18 protein-coding genes are annotated in these 13,871 nt (G+C 46.1%); 14 read left to right on the forward strand and 4 right to left on the reverse strand.

The features are described 5' to 3' along the window. The first annotated feature begins 3 nt into the window (after nucleotides 1–3). The 14 genes from MKX60_RS07090 to MKX60_RS07155 all read left to right on the forward strand — a co-directional run bounded on the left by MKX60_RS07090 (nucleotide 4) and on the right by MKX60_RS07155 (nucleotide 8,617). A complete protein-coding gene (locus MKX60_RS07090) occupies nucleotides 4–966 on the forward strand; it encodes an XkdQ/YqbQ family protein (protein WP_339243621.1) in 963 nt (320 codons plus the stop codon). A 5-nt stretch (nucleotides 967–971) separates the two neighbouring features. Further along, on the forward strand, nucleotides 972–1,268 hold the full coding sequence (locus MKX60_RS07095; RefSeq protein WP_076301021.1) for a DUF2577 domain-containing protein: 297 nt from the start codon (nucleotides 972–974) through the stop codon (nucleotides 1,266–1,268). Then, nucleotides 1,265–1,696: a DUF2634 domain-containing protein gene (locus MKX60_RS07100; RefSeq protein ID WP_076285574.1), complete on the forward strand. Its 432-nt coding sequence runs from the start codon at nucleotides 1,265–1,267 to the stop codon at nucleotides 1,694–1,696. Before MKX60_RS07095 ends, MKX60_RS07100 begins: the two co-directional genes overlap by 4 nt. Then, nucleotides 1,689–2,747: a baseplate J/gp47 family protein gene (locus MKX60_RS07105; protein WP_341059394.1), complete on the forward strand. Its 1,059-nt coding sequence runs from the start codon at nucleotides 1,689–1,691 to the stop codon at nucleotides 2,745–2,747. The genes MKX60_RS07100 and MKX60_RS07105 overlap by 8 nt, the downstream gene beginning before the upstream one ends. Before the next feature lies 1 nt (nucleotide 2,748). Then, a complete protein-coding gene (locus MKX60_RS07110) occupies nucleotides 2,749–3,162 on the forward strand; it encodes a phosphoglucomutase (protein WP_076300994.1) in 414 nt (137 codons plus the stop codon). A 1-nt stretch (nucleotide 3,163) separates the two neighbouring features. Then, nucleotides 3,164–4,186, forward strand: a complete 1,023-nt coding sequence (locus MKX60_RS07115) for a DUF2793 domain-containing protein (protein WP_341059395.1) — start codon at nucleotides 3,164–3,166, stop codon at nucleotides 4,184–4,186. An 11-nt stretch (nucleotides 4,187–4,197) separates the two neighbouring features. After that, a complete protein-coding gene (locus MKX60_RS07120; RefSeq protein WP_341059397.1) occupies nucleotides 4,198–4,533 on the forward strand; it encodes a hyaluronate lyase N-terminal domain-containing protein in 336 nt (111 codons plus the stop codon). A 4-nt stretch (nucleotides 4,534–4,537) separates the two neighbouring features. Next, complete coding sequence (locus MKX60_RS07125) at nucleotides 4,538–5,149, forward strand: putative phage tail protein (RefSeq protein WP_341059398.1); 612 nt, start codon at nucleotides 4,538–4,540, stop codon at nucleotides 5,147–5,149. 11 nt (nucleotides 5,150–5,160) lie between these two features. Continuing rightward, a complete protein-coding gene (locus tag MKX60_RS07130; protein WP_341059399.1) occupies nucleotides 5,161–6,561 on the forward strand; it encodes a hypothetical protein in 1,401 nt (466 codons plus the stop codon). Between the two features lie 18 nt (nucleotides 6,562–6,579). After that, nucleotides 6,580–7,023, forward strand: a complete 444-nt coding sequence (locus MKX60_RS07135; protein ID WP_341059401.1) for a hypothetical protein — start codon at nucleotides 6,580–6,582, stop codon at nucleotides 7,021–7,023. Beyond that, nucleotides 7,023–7,154 (forward strand): XkdX family protein, encoded by a 132-nt coding sequence (locus MKX60_RS07140; protein WP_339241483.1) that lies wholly within the window; start codon nucleotides 7,023–7,025, stop codon nucleotides 7,152–7,154. The genes MKX60_RS07135 and MKX60_RS07140 overlap by 1 nt, the downstream gene beginning before the upstream one ends. Nucleotides 7,155–7,224: 70 nt before the next feature. Further along, entirely contained in the window at nucleotides 7,225–7,629 is a 405-nt protein-coding gene (locus MKX60_RS07145; protein WP_341059402.1) for a hypothetical protein, read from the forward strand. After that, the gene (locus MKX60_RS07150) at nucleotides 7,630–8,322 is read left to right on the forward strand and encodes a M15 family metallopeptidase (RefSeq protein WP_341059404.1); all 693 of its coding nucleotides are present in this window, start codon (nucleotides 7,630–7,632) and stop codon (nucleotides 8,320–8,322) included. Nucleotides 8,323–8,335: 13 nt separating this feature from the next. Then, entirely contained in the window at nucleotides 8,336–8,617 is a 282-nt protein-coding gene (locus tag MKX60_RS07155; RefSeq protein WP_042192092.1) for a holin, read from the forward strand. Nucleotides 8,618–8,720: 103 nt separating this feature from the next. Here MKX60_RS07155 and MKX60_RS07160 read toward each other — a convergent pair whose 3' ends face one another. From MKX60_RS07160 to MKX60_RS07175, 4 genes are all read right to left on the reverse strand, one after another. Beyond that, a complete protein-coding gene (locus tag MKX60_RS07160; RefSeq protein ID WP_341059406.1) occupies nucleotides 8,721–10,031 on the reverse strand; it encodes an MBL fold metallo-hydrolase in 1,311 nt (436 codons plus the stop codon). After that, nucleotides 10,028–11,707, reverse strand: coding sequence for an ABC transporter permease (locus MKX60_RS07165; protein WP_341059407.1), 1,680 nt, complete (start codon nucleotides 11,705–11,707; stop codon nucleotides 10,028–10,030). The genes MKX60_RS07160 and MKX60_RS07165 overlap by 4 nt, the downstream gene beginning before the upstream one ends. A 5-nt stretch (nucleotides 11,708–11,712) precedes the next feature. Beyond that, entirely contained in the window at nucleotides 11,713–12,792 is a 1,080-nt protein-coding gene (locus MKX60_RS07170) for an ABC transporter substrate-binding protein (RefSeq protein ID WP_341060277.1), read from the reverse strand. An 86-nt stretch (nucleotides 12,793–12,878) separates the two neighbouring features. Then, a complete protein-coding gene (locus tag MKX60_RS07175; protein ID WP_341059408.1) occupies nucleotides 12,879–13,847 on the reverse strand; it encodes an ABC transporter ATP-binding protein in 969 nt (322 codons plus the stop codon). Between the last annotated feature and the right edge of the window lie 24 nt (nucleotides 13,848–13,871).

A 13,871-nucleotide genomic window follows, 5' to 3' on the forward strand; every position in this document is an offset into this window, starting at 1 on the left:
GTTATGGAGCTACTTGTAAAGAATAAGGAAGGACATTTATGGGATATTTCAGGTATTGTCTCCGATATTACATGGAAAACTGCTCGTTCAGGCAAACCATCAACGCTAGAGTTAACACTTGTGGACAGTGGTATCTATCAGCATCCCAAGTTTAGCATCAGCAACGGTGATATTATTCAGTTCAGCAAAGATAATGTGGATGTATTCTACGGGTTTGTGTTCAGCATTGATACAGGCTCGGATCAGGAGATTAAGCTGACTGCTTATGATCAGATTCGTTATTTACTAGGCAATGGTAGTTATGTTTTGCAGGATGTCACGGCTAGCGATGTTATTACTAAAATAACCAAGGACTACGGCCTGAAGACAGGTGTGCTGGAGAATACAGAGTACCGAATTCCCTCATTAATTGAAGATGACAAAAAGCTGCTGGACATCATTATGGGAGCGATCGGCAGTGAGCTTCAGTATAAGGGGCGGCTGATGGCTTTTTACGATGACTTTGGTAAGCTGACGCTTCGTAAACCGGAGTCTATGCTGCTTAATCTGGTGCTGGGAGCGGGGCAGTATCTGTACGACTATTCGCTCAAAAAAAGTATTGATGATGATACGTACAACACCATTTTTCTATACAAGGATAACGAGAAGTCTGGTAAGCGTGATTTCTTTCCGGTTAGCGATAAGGATAATGTGAAACGCTGGGGTATCCTGCACTTGTATCAGAAGGCCGATGACAAAGCGAATGCTGCACAAATTCAGGAGAAGGCAAATAATCTGCTAAAAATGCACAACCGTGAAAAGCTTAGTCTCTCCGTACAGGCGATTGGTGATATGCGCGTAAGGGCTGGTAATTTCATTTATGTCCTGCTTGATGAATTCAAGACTCAGGTGTTTCTGGTGGATCAATGTAGTCATAAGATTTCCGGTGGGGAGCATACGATGTCCCTCGATATAAAGGTGGTGTAGAAATGATGTTGGATATTATAAAAAAAGCAAGCTTAGGAGCCGTGGGAAATACAAATCCCGTGGCTTTTTCTTATGGGACAGTAACGGAGGCAGCTCCTTTGCAGATCCAGGTGGATCAACGTTTTATTTTATCGGGGAATGCGCTAGTGCTGCCTGAATCGGTAATGGAATGTAAAGTCGAGCTAGAGGGTAGAGAAGTGGTAGTGCGTCGAGGACTTGCCTCTGGTGATCGGGTTCTGATGGTTCGGATGCAGGGTGGACAAAGCTATATTGTTCTGGATCGGCTGGTGAGTCCGATATGATTCCTGCGATTGGAAAAGCTGGACCGATAACAGCCCTTCTTGAAGGCGAGGTCAACCTTGAACGTGGGGAAAGCCCCAGTCTAACCTACCGAATGGATTGGGACAGAAAAAGGATCACTGGCCAAGCGGATGGACTTGAGGCAGTGCAGCAGGCAGCGGCCAAAATTCTGCGAACCGATAGATTTGAACATCTGATTTACAGTTCGGATTACGGAACAGAGTGGCAGCTGGTTCTGGGTAAGGATCGGCTGTTGGTCAGAGCTGAAATCAGACGTGTCATTAGTGAGGCCTTACTTCAGGATGAACGAATCCTTAGCTTAGAGAATATTGAGGTTTCTTTTAACGGGGATAATCTAACTTTTGATTGTAAGGTGGTCACACGTTATGGGAATTTTCAGCTGAGAAAGGAGTGGAATGAGGATGTATGAGGATCAGACGTATGAGGCTCTTTTAGAGCGGATGCTGGACCGGGTTCCGTCAGGTCTGGATAAACGAGAGGGTAGCATCATTTATGACGCGCTCGCTCCGGCAGCAGCAGAGCTGGCACAAATGTACATTGAGCTGGATGTGAATAATAATCTGTATTTTGCAGATACGGCTACCGGTGAGTACTTGGAGCGAAGTATATCCTGGTCAGGAATTGTAAGGCGTGAAGCGAGCAAGGCGCAGCTAAAAGGAATTTTTTATAAAGCGGATGGGGGATATGTGGATGTTCCTCTCGGTAGCCGCTTCTCACTCGATATGCTGAATTATATGGCTGTGGAGAAGCTATCTCCTGGAGTGTATCGGCTAGAAAGTGAAACCGCTGGAGAAGAAGGAAACCGATATTTTGGTTCTTTACTGCCAGTGGATTATATTTCAGACCTTGCGCGCGGAGAAATAGCTTCTCTTCTGATCCCTGGGGAGAACGCCGAAAGTGATGAATCGCTACGCCAGCGTTATTTGGATTCAGCCAGACGCCCAGCTACTAGCGGCAATAAATATCACTATATGGAGTGGGCGATGCAGGTTGTGGGTGTGGGAGGTGCACGTGTTTTTCCGTTATGGAACGGTCCTAAGACGGTGAAGGTGATTGTTGTGGACGCTGAGAAAAAACCTGCTTCTGAGCTACTGGTGACTAAGGTTCAGCATTACATTGATCCGGTCTCTGGAGCGGGTGAGGGGCAAGCACCCGTAGGTGCAGTTGTAACAGTAGCGTCGGCGAAAGGCAAAAGTATTAGTGTAAGCGCAAAAGTTACCCTCGCTTCAGGTTATGCGCTGCAAGCTGTAAATGATGAATTCAAGGGGATTCTTGAGAGTTATCGCAAGGAGAAGGCTTTTTCAGCAACCTATATTAGCCAGTCAGTAATCGGTGCACTATTGCTAGCTACTGAGGGAGTCGCGGATTACAGTGAACTGAAGCTGAACGGTGGAGCGGGCAACGTAATGTTGAACGAAGAAGAAATACCTTTGTTCGGCAACGTTTTACTGGAGGTGTAGCATGGGTTACCCGGAGAAAGTTGATATTTTTCAAGAAAAGCTTAATAAAAAAGCAAATGGTGGCAGCTATGTTATTGAAGAGAGATTACCGCTTGTAAATGGCATGTATAGTGGTGCGCTTGCGCATGACAACATCAATAATCAGACCATCGCGGTGTACACAGGGTCACAGTATTCCGGGATCGAGCTACGTAATTTTACGGTGTCTTTTCCGGATGAAGCGCCATGGCGGCGGTTGATTAAGATTTTTGCCGATGTGCCTGAGGTTTATGTGACTTACGAAACCCCCGGGGATACAGTTGAAGCGGATGATATTAATGGTTTGCAGGTAAGTATTACCGCTGTTCAAACTGAAATAGAACGGTATAAGAACAAGGGTCAGATTGACGGAGGATCATTCAGAAGAGAGGTGTAAAATGGCACAGACTATACAAATAAAGCGGGGAACAAAGGCTGAGCTAACGAGTTATGGCGTGTTGAAGGCGGGTGAGCTTGGTTTTTGCAGTGATACTAAGGAAGTTTATATTGGTGACGGCACGTCTAATTCCATGGTCGGAAGGGCGTTGTCCGGGCCAGAAGCCTCGCGTCCGGTTGCAGGAGCCGTTGGCCGTTTGTATTACGTGACTACGGGTTCGAATAGCGGATATTTATATTTTGATGATGGGGCAGCTTGGCGGCGGGTGAACGCGCAGAAGCTTAGCGATCTGACAGGTACAATTGATGATATCGCTGATGGAGCAACCTACGCGAAGGTGCTTAAAGCGGATATTAGTGCGGGACATATCAATAAAGTATCAGATGGCACGAATGTAAAGACTGCCGCTGAGATCAAGACTCACATTGACGATGTGACCAAGCACCGGACGATCAATGATGCCGGGACTACGATTACAGATTTGTGGTCAGCGCAAAAGATTAAAAATGAAATTGAGCTAGCAAAGCATAACATCGAACCGCAAGCGTCGGTAAAAGATCAGAACCTGCTGGCTCCACCTGCCAGTCCGGTTGAGGGTGATCGATACATTATTCCAGCGGGAGCAACCGGGGCATGGGCGGGGAAAACGAATCAAATCGTGGAGTACCAATCTGCTGCTTGGGTATTTTATGTTCCTGCCGTAGGCTGGACCGCTTACGTCGATGATGAGCAAAAGATCTATAGCTGGAATGGCAGCGCATGGGTACGCACGGGTGGTGCGCTACAGACCATTACAGCTGGGAACGGGCTGATTGGTGGTGGTCAGGCCGATGCTGTGACACTGAATATTGGTGCAGGCAATGGAATCACGGTTACTGCAGACGCGATTGCGGTTACGGCTGGAAAAGGGATCACCGTAGATGGATCCGGTGTAGCTGTAAGTGTGGATGGAAGTAGCATCATTTATGATGCTGCGAATGGCAATAAACTTACCGTAGCCAGTATTGATGGCGGAACTTTCTAGGGGGCGGGACAATGGCTTTAAAGACATTGATTCAAATACGCCGCGGATTGGAAAGTGCGATTGGAGCACTGGCTATTGGTGAGCTTGGCTACTGTACAGACAGTGGGAAGCTATATATCGGTTCTGCTGCTGGGAATGTCTTGCTAGTTGCGGCACAAAGTACCGGGGACATGCTGAAAAGTATTTACGATACGAATAACAATGGCAAGGTGGATTTCGCGCAACAAGCGGATAGTGTAGCTTGGGCGGGGGTAGCGGGTAAACCAGCAGTGTTTCCTCCGGCGACGCATACACATGATTATTTGCCCAAAGGGCCCCTAACCTGGAATCAACTGAAGGGGGTGTAGGGGGATGAGCTATGGCAACTCTTTATTCAGCGAATTATTGTATTCCGCAGATGAAGATTCGAATCATCCGGGTGAAGTCGAGGCGCCTGATCTAATGCAGTATTTGCCGGATTATTATAAGGATGTCCGTGAAATGGAGAAGCTTCAGGAGACCATCGGGCTAGAAATTGGTGGACTGAAGGTAGGCACTGTAGATGTACTGGATCAAGCGTTTGTTGAAACAGCAACGGTGAGCCTTGGACGTTGGGAGGCTGAGCTTGGACTAAATATTGATTCATCCAAGTCATATGCCACACGCCGAGAGATGATTAAGGCGAAGCTGCGTGGAAACGGGACGACAACGCCGGAGATGATCCAGCGGACAGCGTCTGCTTTTTCAGGTGGAGTGGTTGAAGTGAAGGAAGTGCCTGATGAGTACCGTTTTGAGATTCATTTTGTAAGTACGTTGGGCATCCCTCCCAATATGGCAGGGTTGATTCAAATCATCGAAGAGATTAAACCTGCGCATTTGGCTTATGAATTTGTGTTCAGCTATACCTGGTGGGACTCTGTTAAGGCTTTGACCTGGGAGAGTGCCCACAGTAAAACATGGAACGAATTAAGAACTTATAGATAGGAGAGTGACACATGCAAACGACAGGAAATTTGGGGTTAAAGAAGCCCGAGGGAACAGACATTGTTGATATCGCAGATCTGAACGGGAATATGGATATCTTGGATAATGCCGTTAATGGCAAGGTTGATAAAGTTACTGGGAAACAGCTGTCGACTAACGATTACACCGCAGCTGAGAAAACTAAGCTGGCGGGGATTGCTGCGGGTGCAACTAACTATACCCACCCAGCTACACATCCACCAGCTATTATTGCTCAAGACGCGAGTAATCGGTTTGTTACAGATGCTGAAAAGACGGCGTGGAATGCGAAAGCCGGTACAGCCGTAGCTACAACTGCTACGAATGGCTTGATGTCTGCTGCGGACAAGACACTACTGAATAACAACACTGGATTCGGTACTACAGCTGGTACAGCCACCGCATATACCATTACACTTAGCCCAGTACCTACTACGCTGATAGCAGGATTGAAATTTAGTTTCAAAACACATATTGCTAGCGGAGTTAATCCTACACTCAATCCTAATGCTTTAGGGGCCAAAGCAATCAAGAAACCCAATGGAAATGCGGCAACACTTGCCCTGAACGGAGTTTACACGGTTGTATATGATGGGACGGCTTTTATCTTACAGGGTGAAGGAGGTGATTATGGAACAGCGACAGCAGCGGACGTGCTAGCGGGTAAGACGATAGGGACAGAGGGCGGGCTAATTGATGGCGCGATAGTACAAAGAGGTGCTACGGACGGATACACTAATTCCGTTAGTGCAGCATGGGCAGCGGGTGGTGGATGCTGGGTCCGAATACCAGCGGGGGCATATTTGAAAGCTACGGCGGTAGGAAACCCCGAAATACGAGTCACTGATCCTAACGTTGTTCCTGCAAATTGGCTACGAGGGGTATCAATGTTTGGCGTGGATGGGGCTATAGTACAACGTCCAATGTTCCAGCAGGTGTCCTCGACGGCCTGGGACGGTCAAAAGATGTATGTACGCATACCTAAAGGGGCTTACCTTCTCGATGGCCTTGGCGGGAACCATGAAGTTATCATTCAACCTGAGCAATGCCGCGCAGATGGAAACATCATGCCGAGCAACGTCCGAGAGGGCGTGTGGATATACGGAATAGCAGGAACTTTGAAACCTAGAGTATATGCTTCAGGGTCTTGGCCTTCCGCTCAATACTCTCCTCAAGTTGCTGGGTTGGGATTTAGACCAAAAGTAATTATACTTTGGATTAATGGGTCTAATCTAGATATGGCTGGCTATTACATGGAGTCTGTATCAACTACGCTATTCCGCAGTAACGGGAATTATTCCCAAGCTTTAGACGGTACTAATACTTATGTAAACAACGACGGTTTTAAATTAGCCTCTAGTAATGGCGCAGATAGATGGGAAGCTTGGGCATAAAGAAAGAGAGGGTAAACGATGGAAATAGGGATGAGAATTTATTATGACATTGCTACAGGAAACATCATAGTCAATACCGGAGAGCGTTCCGGTGATGTGGTGGAGACCACGCGAGAACAGGATTTCAATGTATACGTAGCCCTATCGGACCGCGTGCCGGAAACAGTCGGCGTTATGGAGTTAGAATACGGCGAGTATGCGCAGGACTTTAGAGAGTGTAACGGCTACAAGGTAAACGTCAAAAAAGGCACGTTAGAGTTTAGCTATCCAGACCCTAACGAAACGCCTGAACAGCCACAAGAGCCTGTGTACCAAGTGCCTTTAACCGAAAGAATCAAAAATGTTGAATCAGAGAGTGCTGGCATGGCACTCGAACTAGCAACGACTCAATATCGATTGGATCAAGCGGAGCAAGAACAAGCGAATCTACTTCTGAGTCTCGTGGAAGGAGGTGTACTGTAATGAATTGGTACGCACTTATTAAGCGATACTTTGACGCAGGGTTGTATACGGGAGAACAGGTACAGGTATTTGTTACCGCCAAAAAAATAACGACTGAACAAGCTAAAGAAATTACTGATAGCGCCATATAGTAGGCGTTTATTTTGCCCTCGTAGCTATTACGGGGGCTATTCACTTATCACTTTAGAAGGGGGCTGTTATATGACCATTGTGGGAGTGAATTCAGGAGGAGGCGATGCTGAAGTAGCGCCCATTGAGCACCGTTTAGAAGATGTTGAAAATAGACTAGTAGTCATCCAAGACGAGATTTTTAGATTTGGAACGGAACATCTAAGTTTTAACAATGAGCTTCTATTATTAAAAGAAAAACAATCACGCCATGAGGAAGATGTGAAACAAATTAAACAATCAACAATAGAAATGAAAATTCAATTTAACGAGATTATGAGGCGTTGGGACACTTTAGACTCACGTGTGTTTCAGCTATTGCAACAATCTCAGACAGACAGCAAGAGCGAACGAAAGGTGTTTATCGATCTATTAAAATACGTTCTAGCTGGCACTATCTTTGCTATTATTGCCTTTTTATTTAAAGGAGGGGTATAGATGCTCACTTTGTCCCAAATCAAAGAAAAATCAAGTAAACGTCTAACCAACCTACACCCCGTAGTCCGTTCCGCTGCTACTGCTCTAATCGAACGTTGTTACAAGCTCGATATCCCCATTCTCATTACGCAGGGTCTTCGCACAATTGCTGAGCAGGATGCTCTTTACGCACAAGGACGCACTAAGCCTGGAGCGATTGTCACCAATGCGCGTGGCGGGTATAGCTACCACAATTTTGGACTAGCCGTAGATTTTGCTCTTTTGCTGCCGAATGGATCGAGTGTGTCATGGGATATGCGCCGGGACGACAATAACAACCAGATCGCAGATTGGCAGGAGGTTGTAAAAGAGGCCAAGGCACTTGGCTTCGAATGGGGTGGTGATTGGACTAGCTTTAAGGATTACCCACATTTTCAAATGGCATTTGGCTTAATGCTCACACAGTTACGAGCAGGGGCAAAGCCCTCAATATCCGCAGTGGAGGCCGCGTACAAGGTCATCAATCGGAAGGAGGAAGAAGAATTGAAGGGTGATATTTTTGCCGTCGTAAAAGTTAACGGGGTTAAGGTTGCAGATGGAGTTCTTGAAAAAGGCATCACCTACGTTCCCGTTCGTATTATTGCAGAAGCGCTAGGTGCACAGGTGGGTTATGATTCCGCCACTAGAACGGTTGAGATTAAAAGTACTCACTAAGGAGGTATCTATCATGGAAACTAGAGAGATTTTAGATGATGTTATGGCGTTTGCCTCAATATTAGCTGTATTCGTACTTGCTCTGGTTCAATTGGCCAAAAATAGTATCAACATCCCGCGTAATGCAGTCCCAATTATCGGACTATTAATAGGTTTGCTCATCGGAGCGGCAGCGTATCCTTTTACCGAACTGGATATCGTCCTTCGCCTTTGGGCTGGGGGGTTGGCTGGTTTATCTGCGACGGGGTTGTTTGAGCTAGCTTTTAAGGATCGACCGGGGACGACGAAAGAGTAAATGGATAATCGGTACGAATCATTAAAAAGGGCTGTTCCAAAACGTCTACATAGACCTAAGGAAGAGCCCCATTGTTTTTTTTACGAGATTACATAGTTAAGCTTCAGAACGAAAGCGTACTTCCAGGCAGCAAAGAGTACAGCCCTGCAAAACCTTCTCCTTCTAATATAGAAGTGACATGATCAATATGCGATTTGGGAGCATGAACGAGCACCGACCGGCGGCTAGGAATCGTTTGGAGCATTTCTCGAATATCCGGTAAGCCTTGGTGGACCTTATAGCGAATGAGTGAGACTGTACATCTCATGTCGCTAGATTCTTCTACCATAGAATGTTTAACGAGACGGTGCCCGAAACTGCCTGCCGCCAAATGTCCCGTGAAAATCACATGGTTCTTAGGAGAAGCAGAGAGCTGATGAAAATACTCTTGTGCTTTTGCCGACTGCATCATTCCATCATTGGTAAACACGATTGAGCTCTTGAGATTCAACAATGCCTTTGCTCGTTCCTCTGAATTAGATATAATACACAAGTTCTTTCTATTAAAAAGCATATCAACGCGCTGAATAGCGCCCTCTTTCAGCCATTCGGTCTTATCGCTCAAACCTCTTAAAGGTGCTATGAGCTCTTCTTCGACGATCAGCTGATCATCCGGGAAACACTCGCTTGCCCATACGATCAATTCCTGGCTTCTGCCATGGATAGGCACCGGAAGGAGGATTGAACCCCCATTTTGCAGAGTGTTACAGATCGCTGACTCTAATTGCTGTAACTTTATAAGCTGCTCATCAGGATCAGCGCCGTATGCGGCATCGATAATGGATAGATCGACGACATCTTTAGCTCCGGCTTCCATAATCGTAGGTGAATCTGCCATGAGCAGCAGCGACTCCTTCGTATAATCCCCTGAGAAAAATACGACTGTTCCGTCCCATTCGAGGATCAGCCAAACCGAACCTGCTAAATGTCCGCTTCGCCCCCATTGTACTCGAAGATTAGGTGCAATCCTCAGCCAAGTCTGAGGGGGGATATGCTCCTCCAAATACATGAACTGAATAGATTGCTTATCTATTTCTCCATAAGGCAGTGATGCGGACTGAGCAGCCACATATTTATCCCAAGCTTCGAAATAATCGGGAAGCTGTTTAACGGTAGCTTTCGTTGTCCATACCTTACCTGAATATCCATACTTATATAGTAGGGGAAGTGCTATGGAATGATCCTCATGCGCATGGGACAGAAACACTGCCTGCAAATGCGGGATGATGTCTGTATCAAGCAGGGGGTATTCACCTGGACCTTCTTTTTTGGCACCACAATCGAGTAGAATACCAGATTGCCCATCTTTGTTCTGCAAAAGATAGGAGGAACGGCCATGCTCTCCGGCCCCTCCCCAAATCGTTAGTGTGCTCATCGTTGTCTCCGCTTTCTATCTGGGCTTAAATATTCTAATACTAGTAGTAATATAGTGGTAACGCCGACAGAGATTACTGCCATGGCCATCCCCATCGCTACAGCACCTTGTTCAAACTGGGCAAAAATATAGGTCGCCGATGTCTGCATTGAAGGTGGAAGAATGAGTAAGGAGGCTACCAGTTCCCGATTGGAAATGGTGAAGGTCATCATCCATCCAGCCACCATCCCCGGTAGAATGAGTGGGAGCAGGATACGGCGGAACACATAAAGCTTGCTTCCTCCGAATACTTGTCCCGCTTGCATAAGGGAGGAATCGATCTGCCCATAGCTCGCTTTTACATACTGAACAGTGTAGGGGATGAATAGTACAACGTAGGTAAGCACAACCATCCAGTAGGTATTATAGAGCGGAATAGGCATCCAGCGAGCATTCCATAGCAGGATTAGCCCTACTACAATTACAATTCCAGGAACTGTGTTGGGAAGTAGGCTGAATAGATCTGTAATTTTCTGCTTGAATGTAGCTCCTTTTCCTACAGTTAAGGCAAACCAAGTCCCAAGAATAACTGCGATACTGGAAGCAACGATGGCTAATGTGAAGCTATTTAATAAGGCCTCAAGACCTTGAGAACCCGGTGATAGCAGCTCTGCATAATGTTTTAAGGTTAAATTGCTCCAAGATACGCCTTCTCCTCGCAGCTTCAATAATGAGGCTGTTATGATTGAAAAATAAGGAATGCCGATAGATGCTAGAAGTAATAGAACAACATACCCCCAACTAAGAACCCCTATGATCCCCGTACTTTTATAACGTTTGGTACGAGTCCCTTTTCCGCCTATTAAGCGATAAGAAAAGCGGCTGCTAATTAGAGTCTGGATGTACCACATGACGAGACAAACTCCGAGCAGCAAGGAAGCTAGTGAAGTAGCCTTTCCAAAATCTATTGGCCAACTAGAGATATACTTATGGATCTCAGAGGTCAGAACGTAAAAGCCGATCCTACGACCAAAGGTCGCAGGGGTACCAAATTCGGCAATCGTTTTGACGAAGATGAGAAGAGCTCCAAGCCCATAGCTGGATAATAGCAAGGGAATGATTACTCTTTTAAATCTGTAAAAGAACGGAGCGCCATGAACAGAGGCTGCTTCCTCCAGATTGCCTCCGATCTGCAAAAGCGCATTACGCAGCAGTAAATACAGGAAGGGGAATAAATGCAGGCTCATGATCAGCACCATCCCTCCATAACTAAAGAAATACGGAGTCAGCACGGAGGAAGCGGGCAGAAACTGTTCCATATACCCACCCGTTTGCATAAATAACATCCAACCCATTGAACCAATGTATGGCGGAGTCATAAAAGGGATTAGTAGCACAACATCTAGCCAATTATGATGCCCTAAGTCCGTTTTAGCCATAATCCAGGCCAGAGGTAGTGCAAATAGCGTAGTTAGTAGAATAACGCTTACCCCGAGCCCGATAGAATTCAGCAGTACCTCAACCAGATCATGACTACCCATAATGGTTCGTAGTGGCGCGGCTATATCCAGCTGCTCATTGGGATAGATACTGGTCCAAAAAATGAGCAGGAGTGGCAGCAGTACGAGCACTGTCAGTATAAATAAAGCAAGTCCGCCGCTCACCCATTTAAATGAGCGTAAAGAGTTAATATTCATTACGCTTATTTAAAAATTTGTGTGAAGGTCGAGGAAACTTCATCACTATGTTCGTTCATCCATTCCCATTTCACATCAAATGTCTTAATTTCATCGAGATTTGCACGATTCTCTGCTTTCACATCGGTTCTGCCTGGCAATAAGTAGGCTTTAGCAACTAGCGCTTGAGCTTCATCAGATAGAAGATAGTCGATAAAAGCTTTGGCATTATCTACATTCGGGCTTGTCTTAATAATCGCAGCCGGGCGAGGGCTGATTACTGTTCCTTCAGTAGGGTAGACGATATCTACAGGCTCTCCATCAGCTTTTGCCTTATAAGCCATGTAATCTACACCTGAGGCAACGACAGATTTAGCACCGGTAATAACCGGATCAAGTGCCTCCTGATTGGCGCCCGCCATCGCTACACCATTGCTTTTGTATTGTTTAAAAAGATCCCAACCGCTGTCCCCTTTAGCGCTTAAATATCCAGTTACAAAATCTAGTGCCGAGCCAGATAGCGAAGGATCTGGAATATTGACGGTTCCTTTCCACTCCGCTTTAGTGAGATCATCCCATGAAGTCGGAGGTGTGCTTACTTTTTTAGTATTGTAGACAATCCCTAGTGCGGATGCGCTATAGCTAAAATAATTGCCATCTGCTGTGTCTGACCAATCGCTAACGAGCTTATCTGCATTAACCGCCTCTTTATATGGAAGCAATAATCCATCATTCTTCATCCCTTGCATGGACGGAAGGGAGGCAAGAACAACAACATCGACTACTGGATTGGATTTCTCTGCTTCCATACGGGCTAATATTTTTCCAGTAGTGCCTTGGAACATTTCAACCTTCACACCGGTTTTGGCTTCAAAGCCGTCTTTAATTTTATTGGCTAGACCTTCAGGACCTGCGCTGTAGACGACAAGACTGCCACTCAGAGCTTTCTCTGTGGGTTGTGGTGCTTCAGTTTGAGCTGTAGTGTTAGCGGTTGAAGTCGGATTGCTTGCGTTAGCAGCAGGAGTGTTAGTAGAGCTACAGCCGGCTAGACTCGCTCCGATTATAGTTGTTAGAAGAAGTGTACTAAGTCCTTTAGTGTTATTCATTGATTTCAATGTGAATGCCTCCCTAATATTTTTTGCATCTTGCTGCATGGAACAGCATCATACGAGCTATTCCATGCAGTGGACGCTTAATTCAGATGATGGATCTGGTGCTCTGAAGCGTAGACCTGGATCGTCTCTCCAACAGGTAGACGTTGATCATGATAAGCGGTCCAAGCGGTTTGGTTCTCCATTTCTAGAATGACCTCATAGCGATCACCCATATAGCTCACATGTCGAATCGTCCCCGTAAAAGGGAGAGAGGAAGCATTCTCCTGAGACCAACGTAAATGTTCCGGACGAAGCATTTGCTTATCGGGAACGATCCAGTTGGATTTTCCAATAAAATGAGCTACAAAAGGATGATTGGGTTTCTGATAAATCTCCTCAGGAGAACCTGTTTGTAAAATAGTTCCACCTTGCATCACGACCACTTCATCTGACATAGACATCGCCTCGGTTTGATCATGGGTGACATATAGAGCGGTAATACCCATGTTCCTCACCAAGGAGGTTAACTCCAGCCTCATTTCATCTCGCAAGACTGCATCCAGTGCACTTAACGGCTCGTCGAACAATACGAGTTGGGGTCTAGTAACTACAGCTCTGGCAAAAGCAACCCGTTGCTGTTGTCCACCTGACAGCTGATGGGGAAAGCGTAGCTCGAGTCCTTCCAGCTTTACGGATCGAAGGGCTTGCTGAACCCTAATCCGTAAATCCTTTTTCTGCTTAGAGGCACGAAGTCCGAAGGCGACATTCTCGAAGACAGTTAAATGCGGCCAGAGCGCGAAATCTTGAAAGACCATGCCAAAGTTGCGGCTATGGATGGGGCGACTAATTCTTTTGCTACCTGAGAAAATAAACTCGTCATCCATTAGGATTTCTCCAGCATCCGGTGTTTCTAGCCCAGCAATCAGACGGAGTAGTGTCGTCTTTCCACAACCTGAAGGACCGAGTAATGTCGTAAAGCTTCCAGCGGGAATCTTCAGATCTGCAGCCTTCAAGGCATGCACATCTCCGAATTTCTTTTCCAATCTGTGGATTGTAATTTCCTTCATCTCTATCTACCTGCCTGTTCTTAA

The sequence above is a fragment of the Paenibacillus sp. FSL R5-0914 genome, from assembly GCF_038004525.1.
In the GTDB taxonomy this organism is placed as follows: Bacteria; Bacillota; Bacilli; order Paenibacillales; family Paenibacillaceae; genus Paenibacillus_AQ.

What these genes read in the sequence shown, in the direction of transcription:
- MKX60_RS07145 (WP_341059402.1), top strand. Translation starts at nt 7,225, where the DNA reads ATGACCATTGTGGGAGTGAATTCAGGAGGAGGCGATGCTGAAGTAGCG.
- MKX60_RS07115 (WP_341059395.1), top strand. Translation starts at nt 3,164, where the DNA reads ATGGCACAGACTATACAAATAAAGCGGGGAACAAAGGCTGAGCTAACG.
- MKX60_RS07110 (WP_076300994.1), top strand. Translation starts at nt 2,749, where the DNA reads ATGGGTTACCCGGAGAAAGTTGATATTTTTCAAGAAAAGCTTAATAAA.
- MKX60_RS07100 (WP_076285574.1), top strand. Translation starts at nt 1,265, where the DNA reads ATGATTCCTGCGATTGGAAAAGCTGGACCGATAACAGCCCTTCTTGAA.
- MKX60_RS07120 (WP_341059397.1), top strand. Translation starts at nt 4,198, where the DNA reads ATGGCTTTAAAGACATTGATTCAAATACGCCGCGGATTGGAAAGTGCG.
- MKX60_RS07095 (WP_076301021.1), top strand. Translation starts at nt 972, where the DNA reads ATGTTGGATATTATAAAAAAAGCAAGCTTAGGAGCCGTGGGAAATACA.
- MKX60_RS07175 (WP_341059408.1), bottom strand. Translation starts at nt 13,847, where the DNA reads ATGAAGGAAATTACAATCCACAGATTGGAAAAGAAATTCGGAGATGTG.
- MKX60_RS07155 (WP_042192092.1), top strand. Translation starts at nt 8,336, where the DNA reads ATGGAAACTAGAGAGATTTTAGATGATGTTATGGCGTTTGCCTCAATA.
- MKX60_RS07090 (WP_339243621.1), top strand. Translation starts at nt 4, where the DNA reads ATGGAGCTACTTGTAAAGAATAAGGAAGGACATTTATGGGATATTTCA.
- MKX60_RS07170 (WP_341060277.1), bottom strand. Translation starts at nt 12,792, where the DNA reads ATGAATAACACTAAAGGACTTAGTACACTTCTTCTAACAACTATAATC.
- MKX60_RS07160 (WP_341059406.1), bottom strand. Translation starts at nt 10,031, where the DNA reads ATGAGCACACTAACGATTTGGGGAGGGGCCGGAGAGCATGGCCGTTCC.
- MKX60_RS07125 (WP_341059398.1), top strand. Translation starts at nt 4,538, where the DNA reads ATGAGCTATGGCAACTCTTTATTCAGCGAATTATTGTATTCCGCAGAT.
- MKX60_RS07135 (WP_341059401.1), top strand. Translation starts at nt 6,580, where the DNA reads ATGGAAATAGGGATGAGAATTTATTATGACATTGCTACAGGAAACATC.
- MKX60_RS07105 (WP_341059394.1), top strand. Translation starts at nt 1,689, where the DNA reads ATGTATGAGGATCAGACGTATGAGGCTCTTTTAGAGCGGATGCTGGAC.
- MKX60_RS07140 (WP_339241483.1), top strand. Translation starts at nt 7,023, where the DNA reads ATGAATTGGTACGCACTTATTAAGCGATACTTTGACGCAGGGTTGTAT.
- MKX60_RS07150 (WP_341059404.1), top strand. Translation starts at nt 7,630, where the DNA reads ATGCTCACTTTGTCCCAAATCAAAGAAAAATCAAGTAAACGTCTAACC.
- MKX60_RS07130 (WP_341059399.1), top strand. Translation starts at nt 5,161, where the DNA reads ATGCAAACGACAGGAAATTTGGGGTTAAAGAAGCCCGAGGGAACAGAC.
- MKX60_RS07165 (WP_341059407.1), bottom strand. Translation starts at nt 11,707, where the DNA reads ATGAATATTAACTCTTTACGCTCATTTAAATGGGTGAGCGGCGGACTT.